The organism is Pseudokineococcus sp. 5B2Z-1 (assembly GCF_037482305.1).
Classification (GTDB): Bacteria; Actinomycetota; Actinomycetes; order Actinomycetales; family Quadrisphaeraceae; genus Pseudokineococcus.
On record NZ_JBBHZG010000001.1, the window covers coordinates 617,164 to 637,271 of the forward strand.

Sequence of the window (20,108 nt, forward strand, 5' to 3'; positions counted from 1 at the left end):
GCGCTCGCCGTCTCCAGCGCCCTAGAGGTGTCGTTTGGCCTGGTCGACCGCACGTTCCTGCTGGCGACCGCGCTCGTCCCGGTGGTGGTCGTCGCTCTGGCCGGTCAAGCGACTTCGGACGACTCGGACGCTGCACCCACGAGCACGCCGAGAACCCTCGCAGGGCTGGCACCAAGATTCGCGCCTGCGGCCGCGACCACCGCGCGGGCGCCGGGCCCCGCGGCGACCAAGAGCACGTCCTCGGCAGCGCCAGCGAGGGCCAGACCACGAGACGACCCAGGGTCCGGGCAGGCGACCAGCACGGCGTCGTAGCGACGGCGGGCTGCGGCGAAGAGGCTCACCACGGCGATGGGATCCATGACGGCGACCGCACCGGGCGTGCTCTCCGAGGTCAGGAGGTCGACCGTACCGGAGCGGACGACAACGCCTTCCATGTCCAGCGCGCCCTCTAGGACCTGCTCCAGCCCGACCGCGGGACCGGTCGCAGCCGGTGGCGGCCGAACCCCGTCTACTAGGAGCACGCTGCGGTCTTGACCGACGAGGACGTGCAGGAGCTCCCCGAGCACGTCCGGCACGTCTACGCTGGCCGACGCCGGGGTGAGGACACAGACAGCGATAGGACCCCCACCGACGCGAGCGAGCAGGTAACGAGCGAGCTCGGCCGGCGCCGCCTCGTCCCCGTTCCCCATGCGCGACCGCCCGGCTCCCCGTCGCCGTCCTGCTCGACGAGGGTCATGGCGGCTTCCAACAGAAGGGCGCCCGTCCAACTCCAGGAACGGCAGGTCCGGCACCGCCGCCGTGGCACGACGTCGGCGACGACGGTTCGGGGCATCCGCGACCGCGGCCGTCGCCACGGCGGCGACGAAGGCCCCAGCTCCAGCGACCAAGACGGTCAGGCGCCGACGCGGGGCGACCGCCGCTCGCGGTTGCTGCGCCGGCGAGATGATGGATGCGTTCACCCGCAGGTCCCTGCGGTCGCCGGTCGGCGTGGTCTCGCTGGCGAGCCTGACAAGGCGGACCGCCACGGCGCCGGCGCGGTCGAGCGCTGAGGCCGGGTCCGGTCCGCGGGCGGTCACCTCGATGACGGAGCCGTCCAGCGTGGCTTCGACAGCCACCGACCGCGTCATCTCGCGCGCCGCGACCGGAGGCTCCAACGCCCCGCCGACGGACCCCAGCACCGAGGGCTCTTCGATCAGACGGACGAGCCCGGGGACCTGCCGCTGCGCGAGCAGAACGCCGTCTGCGAGCTCCCGTGGCGTCTGCCGAGAGGCGACGTCCAGGGCGACGGAGGCGCGAGCGACGTAGACGGGCTCGGCGAGGAGATTGTAGGCAGCGCCCGCACCGAGAACTGTCGTCGCCGCCAGCAGAGCTGCCACGAGATGGCTGCGGAGGGCTTCGAGGTAGTCCTTAAGCTCCACGGTCTTAGACCCTCCTGCGCTCGTCCGCTCCATGGCAGCAAGAGCGCCTGCTCACAGTACGCAGGTGCTGCTGTCGATCGGCTCAGCACGTCCTGGCCTCGCGCGTGCCAGCGTCTGACCTCGTCGACGTGCGCGCCCGTCTCTCCGACGTCCCGACCCGTCCCTCCGAACCTTGGCCCCCGCGGGCACGTCCAGCCCCCCCTGGTACGGGAGTCAGTCGCCAGAACCGGTGGTGCGGGGGGTGGAGCGCCGGTACTCGACGTAGGTCCACCCGAGCGCGCCGCCCGCCATGCCGGCACCCCGGGCCAGGGCCTTGACGCCTCGCGCGCGCAGGCCGAGGTCGCGCCGCAGCACGCCGGCGAGGGCGCCGGCCGCGCCGCCGGCGAGCCGGACGCCGCCGCGCGCCGCGCAGCGCAGCCGCGCCCGCAGGCGGTCGCCGGGCGTGCGGGCCAGGGCCACCTCCGTGCGGCTCCACGAGTTGCCGCTGCGCAGCTGGCGGCGCACCACCCAGCGCCGGGAGGTCCGCTGCACGGGGACGACGTCGGTGACGACCGCCTCGTCGCACCAGACCATGGCCACGCCCGCGGCGTGCAGCGAGCGCGTGAAGAGCGTGTCGCTGCCCCCGCTGAGCCCGAAGCGCTCGTCGAAGCGGACGTCCGCGCGGCGCACCTGGGCCAGGTCCAGGAGGAGGTTGTTCGTGGCGGCGACGTCGACGCGGGTGCCTGTGGGCAGGCGCCGGCGGGTGAAGAAGCCGCCGGCGACGACCCAGGGGTCGAGCTCGGCGGGGAAGGTCGAGACGACGGGCCCGACGACGGCGCCGGCGCCGCTCGTCCCCCGCGTGGCGAGCAGGAGCTCGAGCCAGTCGTCGCAGGGGCGCTCGTCGTCGTCGAGGAAGACGAGGAGGTCGTCGCCCGCCGCCTCGTCGAGGGCGCGGTTGCGCGCGGCGGCGATGCCCGGCGTCGGCTCCACCACCGCGACGACCCCGGGCAGGTCGAGCTCGGCGACGAGCGCGGCGCCCGACGCGCCGGGGTCGTTGTCGACGACGAGCACGCGGGCCCGCGCGGAGGAGCGGGCGGCCTGGGCGGCGACCTGCGGCAGCACCGCCCGCAGGTCATCGGGGCGCCGGAAGGTGAGGACGGCCACGACGGCCGAGGGCCGACCGTCCGGCGGGGCGCTCACGCCGCCGCTCCGCTCGTCGCGGGCGCACCGGTCCCGGAGCCGGCGGCGGCCCGCGCGGCCGCCGCCACGGCCGCCCGGTACCGGGCGGGGTCGTGCCGCGCGGCAAGGAGGGCCGCGTCGTCGAGGGCCTGGCGCGCCGTGCCGGCGCGGTCGGCGAGCACGTCCTGGACGCCGTGGGCCAGCGCCGAGGGGTCGCCGGGCCGCACCAGGCGCGCGCTGCGGCAGCCGCTCAGGGCCTCCGGCAGCCCCCCCGACGCGCTGGCGACGACGGGGCGACCGGCGAGCACGCCCTCGACGGCGGTGTTGCCGAAGGGCTCGGGCAGGAGGGAGGGCACCAGGAGGACGTCGCAGGCGGCGAGGTGCGGCCACACCTCTCGCCGGAAGCCGTGGCGGGTCGTGCGACCGGCGAGCAGAGGGTCGGCCAGGGCGGCGTCCAGCCGGGCGGCGAAGCCGTCGTGCCCCTCGTAGACGTCACCCACGAGGTCGAGGTGCACGTCCTCCCCGCGCCGCACCAGCTCCGCTGCGGCCGCGACGGCGACGAGGACGCCCTTGCGCTCGGAGAGCCGGCCGACGTACAGCAGCCGGACCCGCGGAGATCCGTCGGGAGGCGACGGCGGAGCCGGCGGCCCCGCCACGCCGTTGGGCACCACCACGGACCGCCCGGAGAGGCGCGGCAGCGCGGCCGCCAGCACCTCGTCCGCGAAGGCGCTGTTGACGAGGAGCCGCCGGCTGAGGAGCAGGGGCGCTGCGAGGGCGCGCTGGAGGAGGCGCGGGGCGGCGCTCTCCGCCTCGTGGACGTGGGCGACGACCGGGACGCCGAAGAGCCTGCCCAGCACGGGCCAGAGGGGGACCACCTGCGTGCTGACGTAGAGGACCGCCGGGCGTGTCCCGCGGAGGAGGGAGCCTCCCGCCAGGACGCCCCGGAGCGCCGTCCTCACCAGCCGGAGGGCGCCGGACGGGCGGAGCGCCGACTTCCGCACGACCGGCACCGGCAGGACCACCACGCGGGCGCCCGCCGCCTCGAGGCGCGGGACGAGCGGACCGCGCTCCGGGAGCGCGACGAGCACGTCGAGGCCCTCCTCGACGAGACCCGTCACGGACTCCTCGAGCATGCGGTCCGAGCCGTACAGCTCGGCCGACGGGTGGGCGACGAGCACGGTGACCGGAGCCTGGCGCGGCCCGGTCGCGGCCCGCCGCCCGTGACCGGCTCCGGCCGCGGGGGCCGAGGTGCCCCCCGCGGCCGGTCGGCTCACGGCAGGAGCGCCGCGAGGTCGTCGTAGCGGACGACGACCGGTGAGGTCGAGGAGCCGGAGGCGTAGGTCCACAGCCCGATGCTCCCAGGCCCCTGCAGCTCCGCCGTGGCGTCCGTGGCCGTCCGCTGCCAGGTGGTCGGCTCCGGCGTCCCCGCCGCCCACGCCCGGGCCCGCAGCGTCGTGGGCGAGGACCCCACCGCCTGGACGCGCACCACCAGGGAGGCGCCGGCGGTCGCGCGGGCTCCCGGGACCGCGACCGCGGAGGTGAGGGCCGTCTCCACGCCCCCGACCGTCCTCGTCAGCGAGAGCGCGTAGGTGCCGTCGGCCTGGGCGCGGACCCTCGCCCGGTAGTCGCCCGCGGCGTTCGAGCGGACGACGGACGCGAGGTACGTGCCCCCGCCCGTGGGCGCGGCCTCGAGGGTCGAGATGACGACGAGGTCGACGTCACCGGCCTGCACCTCCGGCAGCCGGTCGGTCGAGGAGCGCCCGGCCGCCGCGGACACGACGGCCGCGCCGCCGGACACCGAGGAGCTGCCCCCGGCGCCCTGCGTGGTCCAGGCGCCGCCGACGTCGGCCGTGCCGAAGGTCCCCGTGGCGGTCCGCTCGAAGGCGTCCCGCGCGAGGAGCCCCTCCGGGGCCGGCGCGGTGGCGGTCACCGGACGCTCGGCGGTCGCCGTCGCCCCGCGGTCGTCGGTCACCACCAGCCGCACCGTGTACGAGCCCTCCGCGGCGTAGGCGTGCTCCGCCGTCCGCCCCGAGCCGGTGGCCCCGTCACCGAAGTCCCACGCGTACGAGACCAGCGACCCGTCCGCGTCCGACGACGCCGACCCGTCCACCGCCAGCTGCAGCCCCGACGCCGACACCGTGAACGACGCCGACGGCGCCACGTTCGCCGGCCGGGCCACCTCGACCGCCCGCGACGACGTCGCCGTCGCCCCGCGGTCGTCGGTCCCCACCAGCCGCACCGTGTACGAGCCCTCCGCGGCGTAGGCGTGCTCCGCCGTCCGCCCCGAGCCGGTGGCCCCGTCACCGAAGTCCCACGCGTACGAGACCAGCGACCCGTCCGCGTCCGACGACGCCGACCCGTCCACCGCCAGCTGCAGCCCCGACGCCGACACCGTGAACGACGCCGACGGCGCCACGTTCGCCGGCCGGGCCACCTCGACCACCCGCGACGACGTCGCCGTCGCCCCGCGGTCGTCGGTCACCACCAGCCGCACCGTGTACGAGCCCTCCGCGGCGTAGGCGTGCTCCGCCGTCCGCCCCGACGCGCTCGACCCGTCACCGAAGTCCCACGCGTACGAGACCACCGACCCGTCCGCGTCCGACGACCCCGACCCGTCCACCGCCACCTGCAGCCCCGACGCCGACGCCGTGAACGACGCCGACGGCGCCGCGTTGGGGGCGGTCAGGCCGCCGAGGAGAGCGTGCCGGCGGACCTGCGCCACGCTGAGCGGGGCCGGGTAGACGGCCACCTCGTCGAGCGTCCCGGCCAGGGACGTGCTGGTCGGGCGGCTGGGCCACGCGGTGCCGATGGTGTCGCCACCGAGGCGCCAGTAGCCGGTGTAGGCCTGGGCCGACGTCGTGTCGGCGCGCTCCCCGACCAGCTGGCCGTCGACGTAGAGCTGCATGCCCGTGCTGCCGAGCTGGGCCACCACGTGGTGCCAGGCGCCGTCGTTGTAGGCCGCCGTGGAGGTGACCGTCCGCACCGCGCCGGGGTAGACGCCGAAGACGAGGCGCCCGGCGTTCGTCATGTAGACCTGGCGGTCGTAGGAACTGCTGCCCGCGGTGCGGGAGCTGCCGAAGCCGACGAGCTTCCCGCCGCGGGTCGACGTCGTGCGGACCCAGGTCTCCAGCGCGAAGGTCTGCGGCCCGGGCTGCGCCGTGGACGACGCCCCCTGCAGCGTGCCGCTGCCGGAGAAGGTGGTCGCGGCGTCCTCGGGGAGGGCGCCCGCCGCGCCGCGGACGGCGCTGGTCGGGAGCAGGACGTCGTCGGCGCCGGCGGAGTCGTACGCCGTCGTGCCCGACCGCTCCCCCAGGCGCCACGCGGACGTCGCGCCGTCGGCGAGGACGGCGTCGGCGTACGCGGACGGCGTCGCGGCGTCGGCGGGGACGGCGACCTGGACGGTGGCGCTGACCATCGTGTTGCCGTCGCTGTCGGTGGCGCGCACCCGGTAGGTCTGCGTCGAGCCGGCCGGCGCGGACCGGTCGAAGCCGACGACGCGGGGACGGCTCCACCAGGCGGAGGCGACGGCGGTCCGGGAGACCACCTCGGCGGTGCTGTACTTCTCGCCGCGCAACAGCTCGTAGGTGAGGGTCCGGTCGTCGCGGTCGAAGGCCGCCGTCCACGACAGCCGCAGGACCCCCGGCGCGGTCGAGGTCGCGGCGGGCGTCAGCGTCGAGTAGCCGTTCGGGCCCTCCTTGCGCGGGGACGCCGCACGGCGCGCGAAGCGCACGAGGCCCTGCTGCGCGGTCCCGTTGACCTTGGGGAACTCGCCCCCCAGGACCACGAAGTCGTCGGTGGCGCTGACGGTCCAGGCCGCCTGCGTCTGGCCGGTCGTCGTGCCGGCGGTCAGGTCCGGCGTCCAGGCGAGGAGGTCGGGCCGCGGGGCGCCGTTGAAGGGGCCGCCCGCGTTGACCGAGCCGTCGGCCGCGGGGGCGGTCGTCGTCGCCATCGTCCGCTGGAAGCTGCGCGGCGAGGTCTCCGGGTTGCCCCCGATCGCGGAGCAGTTGTGGGGGTGGCCGACCGTGTAGACCGTCCCTCCCACGGGCGCGATGTCGTAGGTGTCGCCGTAGCAGCCGGCGATCCACGTGATGGCGCCCGTCGCGGCGTCGGCCGCGAAGCTGTTCTCGAAGTCGCTGGGGCCGAAGTAGTCGTAGCCCGTGCCGAAGACGCGGCCGCCGGACGCCGCCAGGGAGTAGATCGCCGAGTTCTCCCCGTAGTTCTGCACCGTCTTGTTGGCCGCCCACGGACGCGTCGCACCGGTCGCCGCGTCGAGGGACCCGGAGCCGAGGGCGGCCTCGCCGTTGAGGGTCGCGAAGCGCCCTGCGACGACGACGGAGCCCGTGCCCTGCGGGACGACGACGTCCATGACCTCCGCGTCCGCCACGGGCGCCCAGGGCTGCACCGCACCGCTGGCGGCCGAGACGGCCGCGAGGCGCGAGCGCGACTGCCCACCGACCACGGAGAAGATGCCGCCGAGGTACACCGTCCCCCCGGAGACCTCGACGGCGCGCACACGCGCGTTGGCGTCGGCGCGGAAGCCGCTGACCAGAGCACCCGTCGTGGCGTCCAGCGCGGCGACCCGCGCCCGGTTCGTGCCGTTGACCGTCGTGAAGTCGCCGGCGACGTAGACCCGGGACCCGTCCGCCGAGGCGGCGAGGGACAGGCCCTGGCCGTTGAGGCTGGCGTTCCAGCTCGTGAGGAGGGCGCCGGTCGCGAGGTCGAAGGCGAGGATGTTGGCGCGCGGCGTCTGGCTGGTCCCGGGAGCCGCACCGGCCGGGCGCGCCTGGGCGAAGGCGCCGGTCGCGTAGACCCGGCTGCCGACGACGAGCGTGTCCCACACGACGCCGTCGACCTGCACGGTGGGGAGGGCGTCGGCGCTGACGGGCGCCGGCGCGGCGACCGGCTCGGCGGCGGTCGCCGGTGCGACGGCGCCCAGGGGGAGGACGAGCATCACCGGCAGCGCGGCGGCCGCCAGCAGGCCGCGCCAGCGGCGGGGGGTGGTGGGCATGAGGGCTCCTCGTCACCGCGCCCGGCGGAGCCGCGGCGCGACCTGCGCCGGGGTGCTCCTCGACGCTCACCAGGAGGGTAAGCCGCCGCGTTACGCTCGGTCAGCGCTTCCGGAGCGCAGCCACCCGGTCGGGCGCATCCGTCGCCGTGCGTGAGCCGCGCCGGCCCCTCCGGCGCGGAGGGGCCGTCCTCCTCACCGCGCGCAGCGGCAGCGGCCCCGGCCGGCGGCTCGCCGGACCGGGACCGGAGGCGTCAGCCGCGCTCGGCCCGCACGTCGTCGTACCGCAGGAGCACCGGCGCCGACGAGGAGCCGGAGGCGTAGACCCACAAGCCGACCGACCCCGGCCCCTGCAGCTGGGCGGTGGAGTCGGTGACCTGCTGCTGCCAGGCGGACGGCTCGGCACCCGCCGCGTCCCACACCTTGACCCGCAGGGTGGTCGGGGACGTCCCGGTGGCCTGGACCCGCACCGCGAGAGCGGTGCCCGGTGACGCCGTCAGCCCCGGGACGACCACCTGGGACGTGAGGAACCGGTCGGTGCCGTCGACGCGCGTCAGCAGCGCGAGGAGGACGGAGCCGTCGGCCTGCAGCCGCAGGCGCGCCCGGTACTCCCCCGCGTCCGTCACCCGCAGCAGGGGGGCCAGGTAGGCGCCGCCCCCGCTGGTGGCCCGCTCGAGCTGGACGGTCTGCGTCAGGTCGACGTCGGCGACCGAGACGTCGGGCAGGTCGAGGGTGGCCGACCGGCCGGGGTCGACGGAGATCCGCGCGCTCCCTCCCGCGACGGCGGCGCTCGACCCGGCGCCCGACCGGGTCCAGGCCCCGCCGGTCTCGGCGGTGCCGAGCGTGGGGGCGTCGGGGCGGTCGAAGGTGTCCGCCGCCGCGACGGCGGAGGGGGGCGGCGCGGTGACCTCGACGGTGCGCTGGGCCGACGCCGTCGTGCCGTCGTCGTCCGTCACGACGAGCCGCACCACGTACGAGCCGGCCACGGCGTAGGCGTGCTCCGCCGTCCGCCCCGAGCCCGTGACCCCGTCACCGAAGTCCCAGGCGTACGAGGCGACCGACCCGTCCGGGTCCGAGGACCCCGACCCGTCCACCGCCACCTGCAGCCCCGACGCCGACGCCGTGAACGCCGCCGACGGCGCGGCGTTGACCGGCGGGGCGGTGACCTCGACCGTGCGCTGGGCCGACGCCGTCGCGCCGTCGTCGTCGGTCACGACGAGCCGCACCACGTACGAGCCCGCCGCGGCGTAGGCGTGCTCCGCCGTCCGCCCCGAGCCGGTGGCCCCGTCACCGAAGTCCCAGGCGTACGAGGCGACCGACCCGTCCGGGTCCGAGGACCCCGACCCGTCCACCGCCACCTGCAGCCCCGCCGCCGACGCCGTGAACGCCGCCGACGGGGCCGTGTTCGGCACCGCCCCGCCCGCCGCGGCGTAGTGGGCGCGCACGGCGTCCACCGTCAGCGGGGCCGGGTAGACGGCCACCTCGTCGAGGGTGCCCGCCAGGGACGTGCTGGTGGGCCGGCTGGGCCAGGAGCTGCTGATGGTGTCGCCGCCGACCCGCCACGACCCGGAGTACGACTGCGCCGTGGTGACGTCCGCACGAGAGGCCACCAGCTCGCCGTCGACGTACAGCTCCATGCCGCGCGGACCGAGGTTCGCGACGACGTGGTGCCAGGCGCCGTCGTTGTAGGCGGAGGGCGACGTGACGGCCCTCTGCGTCCCCGGGTAGACACCGAAGACGAGGCGCCCCGCGTCCGTCATGTAGACGTGCCGGTCGTAGCTGGTGCTCCCGCCGGTCCGTGAGTTCCCGAACCCGACGAGCTTGCCGCCGCGGGTCGTCGTCGTGCGCACCCAGGTCTCCAGCGCGAAGGACTGCGGCCCGGGCTGCGTGCGCGACGCCACGCCCTGGAGGACGCCGGAGCCGGAGAAGGTCGTCGCCGCGTCACCCGCCAGGGGCCCGGCGACCCCGCGGGTGGCGCTCGTCGGCAGGGCCAGGTCGTCGGTGCCGACGAGGTCGGTCGAGGCCGTGCCGCTCGGCTCGCCCAGGCGCCAGTACGTCGAGGGGGCGTCGTCGAGGACGGCGGTCGCGTAGGCCCTGCCCGTGGTCGTGCCAGCAACGACCGCCACGGTGCTCGTCTGGCTCACCATGGTGTTGCCGTCGCGGTCGGTCACCCGGACCCGGTAGGTCTGCGTCGTCCCACCGGGAGCGGCGGTGTCGACGAGCGACAGAAGCGGGCGGTCCCACCGGGCCGACCCGACGGTGCGGCGCGCCACCACCTCCGTGGTGCTGTACCGCTCGCCGCGCAGCAGCTCGTAGGTGAGGTCGTGGTCGTCGCGGTCCCATGCGGCGGTCGACGTGGCGCTGACCGTGCCGGGGGCTGCCGAGCGCAGCGACGGGGTGAGCTCTGAGTAGCCGATCGGCTTCTCCTGGAGGGGAGCTCGGGGCCGAGCGCGGAAGCGGACGAGACCCTGCTGACGTGTCCCGTTGACCTCGGGGAACTCTCCGCCGAGGACGACGTACTCCCCCGTAGCGCTGACCGTCCACGCCGCCTGCGACTGCCCGGTATAGGTGCCTGTCCGCAGGGTCGGGAGCCAGTCGAGGAGAACCGAGGGCGCTGGCTGCCCGGAGAAGGCGCCTCCTGCGTTGGTGCCCGTCGCGGCGGTCGTCGTCGCCATGGCGTGCTGGTAAGAGCGCGGGCTCGTCTCCGGGTTGGCCCCGATCGACGAGCAGTCGTGCGCGTGGCTGACCGTGTAGACGGCCCCGCCCGCCGCCGCCACGTCGTAGTGGTCCCCGAGGCAGCCCGTCAGCCAGTCCAGACGCCCCGTGGCGACGTCGGCGGAGAAGCTGCCCTCGAACTCGCTCGGGCCGTAGTAGTCGTAGGCGGTGCCGAGCACCCGGTCGCCGGAGGTGGACAGGGAGTAGACGGCGGAGTCCGGCCCGTAGTTCTGGATCGTGCCGTTGGCCTGCCACGGCAGGGTCGCCCCGGTGGAGGCGTCCAGCGCCCCCATGCCCCGGGCGCTGCTCGCGTTGAGCGTCGCGAAGCGTCCTCCCGCCACGACCCGTCCGCTGCCGGAGGGGGCCACGAGGGCCATGACCTCCGCGTCCGCGGCGGGCGCCCACGCCTGCACCGCGCCGCTGGAGGCCGACACGGCCGCCAGGCGCGTCCGGGACTGCCCGCCCACCACGGAGAAGATGCCGCCGACGTACAGGGTCGAGCCCGAGACGGCGAGGGCGCGCACCCGCGCGTTGGCGTCGGCGCGGAAACCGCTCACCAGGGCGCCCGTCCCGGCGTCGAGAGCCGCGACGCGGGCGCGGCTCGTGCCGTTGACGCTCGTGAAGTCGCCGGCAACGAAGACGCGGGAACCGTCTGCCGAGGCCGCGAGCGCCAGGCCCTGGCCGTTGAGGCTCGCGTTCCAGGTGGTGACAAGGGCGCCCGTGGTGAGGTCGAAGGCGAGGATGTTGGAGCGCGTCGTCTGGTTCGTGCCCGGTGCCGCACCGGCGGGGCGGGCGCGGGAGAAGGACCCCGTGGCGTACACGCGGTCGCCGACCACGAGGGTGTCCCACACCACGCCGTCGACCTGCACGGTCGGCAGGGCGTCGGCGCTCGGGAGGGCGACGTCGGCGGCCGCCGCGGGGGCGGGGCCGGCGACCTGCGCGAGGCCGCCCGCGAGGAGGGCGAGCGAGGCGAGCACGGCGAGCGGAGGCGACCACCGGCGGCGCGCCCGGCGTCCCGCGTGCTGCTGGCTGCTCGTGCGGCTCCGGTCCGGCATGGCGTGCGCCTCCCGTCGGGCGCCCCCCGGGCCCCGATCTGCTGCGCCCCCCCGACCGGAGGGACTGGTCCAGCGACGAAGCGTAACGGCCCTCAGCACCGACGTCCCCGCTTTCCCCCAGGCGGGGGAAGGGCCCGTGAGCCACCTCACCCCTGGTGACGGGCGCCGCCGCGGCGTACCGCGCACCATCACTCACCGTCCGCGCACGGGGGCGGCCCGGGCCGCCTCAGGGTCGGACGACCACCACGGTGCTGGAGGAGGCGGAGCTGATCTCGAGCCGCAGGTCGTCGGCTCGGCCGCCGCCCAGGCGGAAGAGGTAGGACCCGCTGCGGGTGTCGCCGGGCGCGAGCCGCCCCGCGAGCGGCTCCGACGGCCCGGCGTCGGTCGGCGGCGCCGGGGTGCCGTCGCCGAGGCTGGCCGTGACGACGAGACCGGACAGGTCGACGGGGCCGTCCGAGCCGTTGCGGGCGCTGACGCGCACGACCGCGGCGGCCCCGCCGACGTCCCCGGGCTCGGTGGCCGCCACCTCGCGCTGCGCCACGTCCACCACCGTCACCACCAGGCCGTCGGAGAGCTGCGCCGCCTCCCCGCGTGCGGCCGGCGGCGCGGTGGAGACGGCCGCAGTGGGTTCCCCCACCGGCCGCGTGGCCGGCGCCCCCGTGGTCGGCGGCGCCGGGGGTCGGGCCGGCGCCCCGCTCGGGGTCGCCGGGTCCGGCGTGGCACCGGGGGTGGTCCCCGGCTCGACCACGGTGGGTGCCGGTGCACCCGTCGGGCCTTCACCCGTCGGTGCGGTGAGGGCGCCGTCGGAGGACGAGCTCGCCGCGGGGGTCGGCGCCTCGGGCTCGTCGTCGGCGCCGGAGCAGCCGCCCACCAGGAGGAGCGCGACGAGGGCGGTCGCGGTCGCGGGGCCCCTCACGGCCGGCGCCCCAGCGCGCCCATCTCCCTGTACCACTTGACGAGCGCGAGGGCGAGGTACCCCGCGCTGCCCAGCAGCAGCACCCCGTAGCCCGCGGTGAAGAGGACGCTGCTGCCGAGGAGCAGGAAGACCAGGCAGAGCAGGCCGTAGTCGGTGGGCGCGGCCAGGAGGCTGCGCAGGGGCGAGGAGCCCTGCGCGAGGCGGGCCGACTCGACCCCGTGGGCCCGTCGCAGCTGCTCGTTGAGGATCTGGGCGAAGAAGGCGGTGCTCGCCACGACCGTGAAGGCGAGCGGCAGCAGGCACCACAGCACGTCCAGGTCGCCCGCGCGCGACGCGCGGTAGGTGCTCACGAGGACGGCGAGGTGGAGCGCGCTGATCTTGGCGCAGTCGACCATGTGGTCGAGCCACTCCCCCGACGGCGAGCCGCCCCCGCGCAACCGGGCCAGCTGGCCGTCGGCCGCGTCGAGGGCGTAGCCGAGCACGAGGAGGGCCGCCACGACGACGCCGACGAGCCAGCCGCGCGGCGAGAGGGCCAGCACGGCGATCCCGGCGAAGGAGCAGGCTCCGCTGGCCGCGGTGACGGCGTTCGGGGTCGCCCCGGCGAGGTACGCGGCGGCAGCGAGCCGACGACCCAGCGGGCGGTTGACGAAGCGGGAGTACGCCGGCGCGCCACGACCGCTCTTCTGGGCCGCGGACAGCCGCGCGACGACCTCGCGGTAGGACTCCCGCGGCGGGCTGGCGGTCCCCTGGGTCATCGCCGCGCACCTCCCTCGCCACGGCGGCGCACGGTCGTCTCCGCGACGACGGGAGCCGGCTCCTCGTCGCCCGCGGGACGCGGCGCGGGGAGCGTCGGGGAGAGCTCGGCGGACGCCGTCCCGCTCCCGCCGGGGCGCCGTCGACCGCTCGGCCGGTGGCGGACCGGGCCACGGGTGGCCGTCCTCTCGGCCAGGGACGCGTAGGCGTCGGCGACGACGTCCCAGTCGTAGTCGAGCGCTCGGCCCCGCGTCCGCTCGCCCCGCGCGAGCGTCGCGGTGACGTCGGCCTCCGCCGCCGCGACCTGCGCCGCGACGTCGTCGGCGGTGCGCACGTACCGGCCGTGCTCGCGCAGGACCTCCCGGTTGAAGCGCACGTCGAAGGCCGTCGTCGCCGCCCCGGCGCCCATGGCGCGCAGCAGCGAGGGGTTCGTGCCCCCCACGGAGTGCCCGTGCAGGTAGGTGAGCGCACCCGCGTAGAGCTGGTCGAGGAGGTCCTGGTCCCAGACGCCCCCGAGGAAGCGGACCCGCCCGTCGGCCGCCGCGTGGACGCGTCGGGTGTACTCGTCGGCGTAGGGAGCCGACCCCGCCACCACGAGGGGGAGCCGGGAGCCGCTGCGCCGGTACCCCTCGACCATGAGGTCGACGTGGTTCTCCGGCTCGAAGCGGGCGACCACGAGGTGGTAGCGCCCCGCCTCCAGGCCCACCGGCTCGAGGGCGCCGGGGCGCGGCTGGACGACCGGTGCGCCGTAGCTGATGAGCTCGGTGTCCGCGTCGAACTCGTCGCGGTAGTAGTCGCGGATGCCCTCCGCGTCGGCGATGAGCGCGTCGGACCAGCGCACGGCCAGCGCCTCGGCGGTGCGGTAGTAGCGCTTGCCGGCAGGACCCCACTTGGCGCGCTGCCACTCGAGCCCGTCGACGTGGGTGACCACCGGGACCCCGCGCGCCCGCAGCGCCGGGAGGAAGGGGGCGTTCGCCGCGTTGAAGACGAAGGCCACGTCGCCCGGGTGCGGCAGGGAGTGCGCCACGGACAGGCCCGTGTGGCTCAGGGTCTCCAGCGAGCGGCGCTGCAGCGCCGGGAGGTGGACGAGCCTCATCCCGAGGTGCTCGGCCGGTCGCTCGTCCCCGGCGCCGCGGCAGTAGACGACGACCTCGTACCCGTGGTCGACCAGCCGTCGGCCGACCTCCTCCACGCACGTCTCGAAGCCGCCGTAGCGCGCGGGCACCCCTCGGGTGCCGATCATGGAGACGCGCATGGCCGTCCTCTCGTGAGCGCCGGCGCTGCTGTCCGCCGACGGGTGGTCGTCGAGCCCCGGCCTCCAGGGGCGCGTGGCCTCGAGGTTAACGCTCGGTGACGACACCCGTAGGCCGATCGGGAATCGTCACCCCCCCGTGACGCACGGGTGATGCTTGATCTCCATCGGCCGCATCGCGGAGCGGCTGAGCGATCGGCGGAACCGCGGGACGGCCGGCCGGTGCACGGGTCAGCCCGCGCTCGTCACCATCCCCGCCGCGACGGTCTTGTTGGTGCCCTCGTCGATGAGCACGAAGCCACCGGTCGTGCGGTTGCGGCGGTACTCGTCGGCCAGCAGCGGCGTCGTGGTCCTCAGCCGGACGCGCCCGATCTCGTTGAGCCCCAGCTGGGTCGAGGACTCGTCGCGGTGGAGCGTGTTGACGTCGAGCCGGTACTGCAGCTCCTTGACGACGGCGCGCGCCGTCCGCGTCGTGTGCTTGATGGCGTACTTGCGGCCCGGCACGAGCGCCGACGACTCGTCCATCCAGCTGACCATCGCGTCGATGTCCTGGCTCGGCGTCGGGGCGTTGTGCGGTCGGCAGATCATGTCGCCGCGCGAGACGTCGAGCTCGTCCTCCAGCCGCACGGTCACCGACATGGGCGGGAAGGCCTCGGCCACCGGGCCGTCCGCCGTCTCGATCGAGGCGATCCGCGTCGTGAAGCCCGAGGGCAGCACCATGACCTCGTCGCCCGGCTTGAGGACGCCGCCGGAGACCTGCCCCGCGTAGCCGCGGTAGTCCAGGTGGCGGCCCGACTGCGGCCGGATGACGTACTGCACGGCGAAGCGGGCGTCGACGAGGTTGCGGTCGCTCGCCACGTGCACGTGCTCGAGGTGGTGCAGCAGGCTCGGCCCGTCGTACCAGGGGGTGCGCGAGGAGCGGGAGACGACGTTGTCGCCCTCGAGCGCCGAGACCGGGACGACCGTGAGGTCGGGCACCTCGAGCTTCGTGGCGAAGGAGGCGAAGTCGCGGCGGATGCCCTCGAAGACGTCCTCGGAGAAGTCGACGAGGTCCATCTTGTTCACCGCGAGCACGAGGTGCGGGACCTGGAGCAGCGTCGCGAGGAAGGCGTGCCGGCGCGACTGCTCGACGAGGCCCTTGCGGGCGTCGACGAGGACGAGCGCCAGGTCGGCCGTGGAGGCTCCCGTGACCATGTTGCGCGTGTACTGGATGTGGCCCGGGGTGTCCGCGATGATGAACTTCCGCCGCGGCGTCGCGAAGTAGCGGTAGGCGACGTCGATGGTGATGCCCTGCTCGCGCTCCGCGCGCAGGCCGTCGGTGAGCAGCGCGAGGTTGGTGTACTCGTCGCCGCGGTCGCGGCTGGCGCGCTCGACGGACTCGATCTGGTCCTCGAAGACGGTCTTGGTGTCGTAGAGGAGCCGCCCGATGAGGGTGCTCTTGCCGTCGTCGACGGAGCCGGCCGTCGCGAAGCGCAGCAGGTCGGCGTCCCGCTGCATGGCGACGGGGGCGCCGGCGGCGGGCTCGGTCGGCTCGCTGGTGTGCGTGCTCATCAGAAGTACCCCTCGCGCTTGCGGTCCTCCATGGCGGACTCGCTGAACTTGTCGTCACCGCGGGTGGCCCCGCGCTCGGTGATCCGCGTGGTCGCGACCTCCTTGACGATCTTGTCGACCGTGTCGGCCTCGGAGCGGACGGCGGCCGTGAGGCTGGCGTCGCCCACCGTGCGGTAGCGGACCCGCGCGGTGAAGACCTCCTCGCCCTCTCGCGGGCGGCAGACCTCGTGGACGGCGAAGAGCATCCCGTTCCGCTCGAAGACCTCGCGGTCGTGGGCGAAGTAGATGGCGGGCAGCTCGATGCCCTCGGCCGCGACGTAGGACCAGATGTCGAGCTCGGTCCAGTTCGACAGCGGGAAGACGCGGATCGACTCCCCGGGGTGGATCCGCCCGTTGTAGAGCCCCCACAGCTCGGGCCGCTGGTTCTTGGGGTCCCACTGCCCGAAGTCGTCGCGGAAGCTGAAGATGCGCTCCTTGGCCCGCGCCTTGTCCTCGTCGCGGCGGGCCCCGCCGAAGACGGCCGTGTAGCCCCCCTTCTCGAGGGCGTCGAGGAGGACGGGCGTCTGGATGCGGTTGCGCGTGCCGTCCGGCGGCTCCGTGACGAGACCGCGCTCGATCGCGTCGGGCACGCTGGCGACGACGAGCTGCACGCCCAGCTGGGCCGCGCGGCGGTCGCGCAGGTCGAGGACCTCGGCGAAGTTGTGGCCGGTGTCGACGTGCAGGACCGGGAAGGGGATCGGCGCCGGCGCGAAGGCCTTCTCGGCCAGGCGCAGCATGACGATCGAGTCCTTGCCGCCCGAGAAGAGCAGGACGGGGCGCTCCAGCTCCGCGACGACCTCGCGGATGATGAAGATCGCCTCGGCCTCGAGGGCCTGCAGCTGGGTCAGCTGGTAGCGGCCGGCGGACGGCGTGCCGGGGGAGGTCATCGGGCGGTCTCCGGGGTCGGTGCGGTCTGGTCGGTCGGGCGGGCCGCCACCCGGGCGATGGCGGCGAGCACGCGCTCGGCCACCTCGGGTCGCGCGACGACGAGGTCGGGCAGCGTCGGGTCGGGGCGGTTGTAGACCAGCGGCGAGCCGTCGACCCGGCTCGTGTGGAGCCCGGCGGCCCGTGCCACGGCGACGGGCGCGGCGGAGTCCCACTCGTGCTGCCCGCCGGCGTGCACGTAGGCGTCGGCCTCGTCGCGCAGCACCGACGTCGCCTTCACGCCGGCCGACCCCATGGGCACCAGCTCGGCGCCCAGCTCCTCGGCGAGGGCGGTGACGAAGGCGGGCGGCCGGGAGCGGCTCACCGCGAGCCGGACGACGTCGGGGGCGCCCTCGGGCCGCTGCGGCGCCGGGGCGGTGGAGTAGGTCGCGCCCGCGGCGGGCATCGCCACCGCGCCGGCGACGAGGTCGCCGTCCTCCCACAGCGCCACGTGGACCGCCCAGTCCGTCCGGGCGGGGACGCCGTGGCCGCCGACCTCGGAGAACTCGCGGGTGCCGTCGAGCGGGTCGACGATCCAGACGCGGCGGGAGGTCAGGCGGGCCGGGTCGTCCGCGGCCTCCTCGGAGAGGACGGCGTCCTCGGGGCGGTGCTCGGCGAGGTACGCCGCGAGCGCCTGCTGGGCGCAGCGGTCACCGGCGTCCGCGAGGGCGCCGGCCCCCGCCGACGCGTGCTCGGACCGGACGCGGAGGAGCACCTCGCCGGCGACGACGGCCGCCTCGCGCGCGACGTCGTCGTCCGAGCGTGGTGCTGGCATGAGGTGAGCCTCCGGGGCGGCCACCGGGCGGCCGACGACCGTCCCGTCCAAATCGATCGGGACCGTCAGGTTAACGGCGCGACGTCACACCGCGCCGCCCGTCCGAGGGGCGGACCCCCCGGCACGGCCTGCGGGCGTCAGTAGGCGCCCGACCGCCCCAGCACCGCACGGGCGGTCTTCCAGAGGATGAGCACGTCCATGGCCAGCGACCAGTTGTCGACGTACCGCAGGTCGAGCCGCATGGACTCCTCCCAGGAGAGGTCCGCGCGCCCGCTCACCTGCCACAGTCCGGTGAGCCCCGGGCGCACCCGCAGCCGCAGGTGCACGGAGTCGTGGTACTCGACGTACTCGCGCGGCAGCGGCGGGCGGGGTCCGACGAGGGACATGTCGCCGCGCACGACGTTCCACAGCTGCGGCAGCTCGTCGAGCGAGAACCGGCGCAGCACGCGGCCCACCGGGGTGACGCGCGGGTCGGCCTTCATCTTGAACATGAGGCCGTCGCGGTCGCTCTGGTCGGTGAGGTCGTCGACCTGCCGGTCGGCGCCGACGACCATGCTGCGGAGCTTGTACATCGTGAAGAGCGAGCCGTCGACCCCGACCCGCTCCTGGGCGAAGAAGGCCGGGCCCGCGCTCGTGAGACGCACGGCGAGCGCAGAGACGAGCAGCACGGGAGACGCGGCGAGCAGGAGGAGCGATCCGAGGGTCCGGTCCAGGACCGCCTTGCCGAGCAGGCGCCCGGAGCGCGCCGACGGGCGCTCGACGTGCAGGAGCGAGAGGCCGGCGGCGGGGCGCAGGTGCACGGACGGGCCGGTGACCTCCACGAGCCCGGGGGCGACGACGAGGTCGGCGCCCGTGGGCTCGAGGGCCCACGACAGCCGGCGCAGGGCCGGCCCCGACAGGTGGGAGCCCACGACGATGACGACGTCGACGTCGTGGTCCACGACCGCCTGCGGCACCTCGGCGACGGCGCCGAGGCAGGGCGGCTCCCCGTCCCCGTCGAGGTCCCACTGGCGCGGCAGCGGGACGGCCACGCCGACGACCCTCATGCCGTGGTCGGCGGTCCGGTGGAGGTCGCCGACCACCGACCGGACGCTGGAGGCGTCGCCCACGACGAGGGTGCGCAGGGCCGCCGCCCCGTCGGCGCGGCGCCTCCCCCGCAGCCAGACGCGGAGCCGGTGCCGGTGCAGAGCGGTCAGCAGGGCGACGAGCGGGACGACGACGAGCACCATCCGCCGCGGCACGAGGAGCTGGAGGCTGAAGGACACGACGCCCACCGCCGCCACGACGGCGACGGCGGCGCGCAGGATCGAGGAGAACTCGTCCGGGCCGTCGCCGACGCGGCGCCACTCGTAGCCGCGGAGCACCGCCAGGGCCCCGACCCAGCCCGCGGCCGAGAGGACGGAGAGCCCGACCACGGCGAGGGCGTCGAGCCGCACCCCGACGTCGCGCAGGGTCACGGCGGCGACCGCGACGACGACCAGCGCCACCACGGCGTCGCCGAGGGCCGCGCGCACCAGGAGCGGCGTCGTCCACGCCGAGCGACGGCGCACCGCCGCGAGGGCCGGGTCGTCGCGGTAGACCTGCCGCTCGAGCACGAAGGGCGTGCGGTCGGTCCAGGGGCGGCGGCTCGGCGCGGGGTGGGCGCGGCGGTCGGGGTCCGGCGGCAGATCGCCGTCGAGGCGGTCCTCCTCGACGCGGGGTCCGACGTCAGCGCTCATGCGCTCGTGCACCTCCATCGCTGTCGTCGTGCTGGAGCGGGGAGTCCGGGCTCGACCCGCCGGGGACGGTACCGAGCGGTAGCGACCACGGCGTCCGGTTCCGCCAGATCCACCCGGACGGACCTGCTGCGCCACCGCGGCGCCCACGGACGGGGTCCTCCGTCGGAGGCCCCCGGGCCGGCGCTCAACGGGGGGCGTGCACCTGCTGCTGGGCGGCCTCGAGGCCCCGCAGCACCACGAGCTCGACGGCGTCGGCCGCCTCCTCGAGCAGCACGGGCAGGTCGCGGCGCTCGGCGGAGCCGAAGGGCTTGAGGACGAAGTCGGCCGGGTCCATGCGCCCGGGAGGCCGCCCGATGCCCACGCGGACGCGGACGTAGTCCTTCGTGCCGAGCGCCTTGGAGGTGTCGCGCAGGCCGTTGTGGCCGCCCTCGCCGCCGCCGCGCTTGAGGCGCACGACGTCGCCCGGCAGGTCGAGCTCGTCGTGGACGACGACGACCCGCTCCGCGGGGACGGAGAAGAAGCGCGCCAGACCGGCCACGGGGCCGCCGGAGACGTTCATGTACGTGCTCGGCTTGGCCAGCACGACGGCCGGGCCCGGGCGCCCGCCGGGCAGCGCGCCCAGGCGGGCCTGCGCGACGGCTGCCCGCGCCTTGTGCGAGCGGAAGCCCGCACCGGTGCGGGCGGCGAGCACGTCGAGCACCATCTGGCCGACGTTGTGCCGCGTGGCCGCGTACTCGGGGCCGGGGTTGCCGAGCCCGACGACGAGCCAGGGCCCGTCGTCGGCGCCCCCGGTCGGGGACGCCGCGGCGGGGGGAGGGGGGGGGGGGGG

General features: G+C 75.9%; 13 protein-coding genes. All 13 read right to left on the bottom strand.

Going from position 1 to position 20,108, the window contains the following annotated elements; genetic code table 11:
* Positions 1–104 precede the first annotated feature (104 nt).
* Positions 105–1,418, bottom strand: coding sequence for a hypothetical protein (locus WDV85_RS02595; protein ID WP_339569127.1), 1,314 nt, complete (start codon positions 1,416–1,418; stop codon positions 105–107).
* A 213-nt stretch (positions 1,419–1,631) separates the two neighbouring features.
* Positions 1,632–2,597, bottom strand: coding sequence for a glycosyltransferase family 2 protein (locus WDV85_RS02600; protein WP_339569128.1), 966 nt, complete (start codon positions 2,595–2,597; stop codon positions 1,632–1,634).
* Entirely contained in the window at positions 2,594–3,754 is a 1,161-nt protein-coding gene (locus WDV85_RS02605) for a glycosyltransferase family 4 protein (RefSeq protein ID WP_339569129.1), read from the bottom strand. Before WDV85_RS02605 ends, WDV85_RS02600 begins: the two co-directional genes overlap by 4 nt.
* A 92-nt stretch (positions 3,755–3,846) precedes the next feature.
* The gene (locus tag WDV85_RS02610; protein WP_339569130.1) at positions 3,847–7,584 is read right to left on the bottom strand and encodes a PKD domain-containing protein; all 3,738 of its coding nucleotides are present in this window, start codon (positions 7,582–7,584) and stop codon (positions 3,847–3,849) included.
* 251 nt (positions 7,585–7,835) lie between these two features.
* A complete protein-coding gene (locus WDV85_RS02615; RefSeq protein WP_339569131.1) occupies positions 7,836–11,351 on the bottom strand; it encodes a PKD domain-containing protein in 3,516 nt (1,171 codons plus the stop codon).
* A 226-nt stretch (positions 11,352–11,577) separates the two neighbouring features.
* Positions 11,578–11,892 (bottom strand): hypothetical protein, encoded by a 315-nt coding sequence (locus WDV85_RS02620; protein WP_339569132.1) that lies wholly within the window; start codon positions 11,890–11,892, stop codon positions 11,578–11,580.
* 371 nt (positions 11,893–12,263) lie between these two features.
* Entirely contained in the window at positions 12,264–13,022 is a 759-nt protein-coding gene (locus WDV85_RS02625; protein WP_339569133.1) for a CDP-alcohol phosphatidyltransferase family protein, read from the bottom strand.
* Positions 13,019–14,275: a DUF1972 domain-containing protein gene (locus WDV85_RS02630; protein ID WP_339569134.1), complete on the bottom strand. Its 1,257-nt coding sequence runs from the start codon at positions 14,273–14,275 to the stop codon at positions 13,019–13,021. The genes WDV85_RS02625 and WDV85_RS02630 overlap by 4 nt, the downstream gene beginning before the upstream one ends.
* Positions 14,276–14,503: 228 nt before the next feature.
* On the bottom strand, positions 14,504–15,823 hold the full coding sequence (gene cysN / locus WDV85_RS02635; RefSeq protein ID WP_339569135.1) for a sulfate adenylyltransferase subunit CysN: 1,320 nt from the start codon (positions 15,821–15,823) through the stop codon (positions 14,504–14,506).
* A complete protein-coding gene (gene cysD, locus WDV85_RS02640; RefSeq protein ID WP_339569136.1) occupies positions 15,823–16,749 on the bottom strand; it encodes a sulfate adenylyltransferase subunit CysD in 927 nt (308 codons plus the stop codon). Before cysD ends, cysN begins: the two co-directional genes overlap by 1 nt.
* Entirely contained in the window at positions 16,746–17,561 is an 816-nt protein-coding gene (locus WDV85_RS02645; RefSeq protein WP_339569137.1) for a 3'(2'),5'-bisphosphate nucleotidase CysQ, read from the bottom strand. The genes cysD and WDV85_RS02645 overlap by 4 nt, the downstream gene beginning before the upstream one ends.
* 137 nt (positions 17,562–17,698) lie before the next feature.
* Positions 17,699–19,279, bottom strand: coding sequence for a sugar transferase (locus tag WDV85_RS02650; RefSeq protein WP_339569138.1), 1,581 nt, complete (start codon positions 19,277–19,279; stop codon positions 17,699–17,701).
* A gap of 184 nt (positions 19,280–19,463) precedes the next feature.
* Positions 19,464–20,108, bottom strand: a 645-nt coding sequence (gene pth / locus WDV85_RS02655; RefSeq protein WP_339569139.1) for an aminoacyl-tRNA hydrolase, incomplete at its 5' end; no start/stop codon positions are given.

What these genes read in the sequence shown, in the direction of transcription:
- WDV85_RS02610 (WP_339569130.1), bottom strand. Translation starts at nt 7,584, where the DNA reads ATGCCCACCACCCCCCGCCGCTGGCGCGGCCTGCTGGCGGCCGCCGCG.
- cysN (WP_339569135.1), bottom strand. Translation starts at nt 15,823, where the DNA reads ATGAGCACGCACACCAGCGAGCCGACCGAGCCCGCCGCCGGCGCCCCC.
- WDV85_RS02645 (WP_339569137.1), bottom strand. Translation starts at nt 17,561, where the DNA reads ATGCCAGCACCACGCTCGGACGACGACGTCGCGCGCGAGGCGGCCGTC.
- WDV85_RS02625 (WP_339569133.1), bottom strand. Translation starts at nt 13,022, where the DNA reads ATGACCCAGGGGACCGCCAGCCCGCCGCGGGAGTCCTACCGCGAGGTC.
- WDV85_RS02615 (WP_339569131.1), bottom strand. Translation starts at nt 11,351, where the DNA reads ATGCCGGACCGGAGCCGCACGAGCAGCCAGCAGCACGCGGGACGCCGG.
- WDV85_RS02650 (WP_339569138.1), bottom strand. Translation starts at nt 19,279, where the DNA reads ATGAGCGCTGACGTCGGACCCCGCGTCGAGGAGGACCGCCTCGACGGC.
- cysD (WP_339569136.1), bottom strand. Translation starts at nt 16,749, where the DNA reads ATGACCTCCCCCGGCACGCCGTCCGCCGGCCGCTACCAGCTGACCCAG.
- WDV85_RS02630 (WP_339569134.1), bottom strand. Translation starts at nt 14,275, where the DNA reads ATGCGCGTCTCCATGATCGGCACCCGAGGGGTGCCCGCGCGCTACGGC.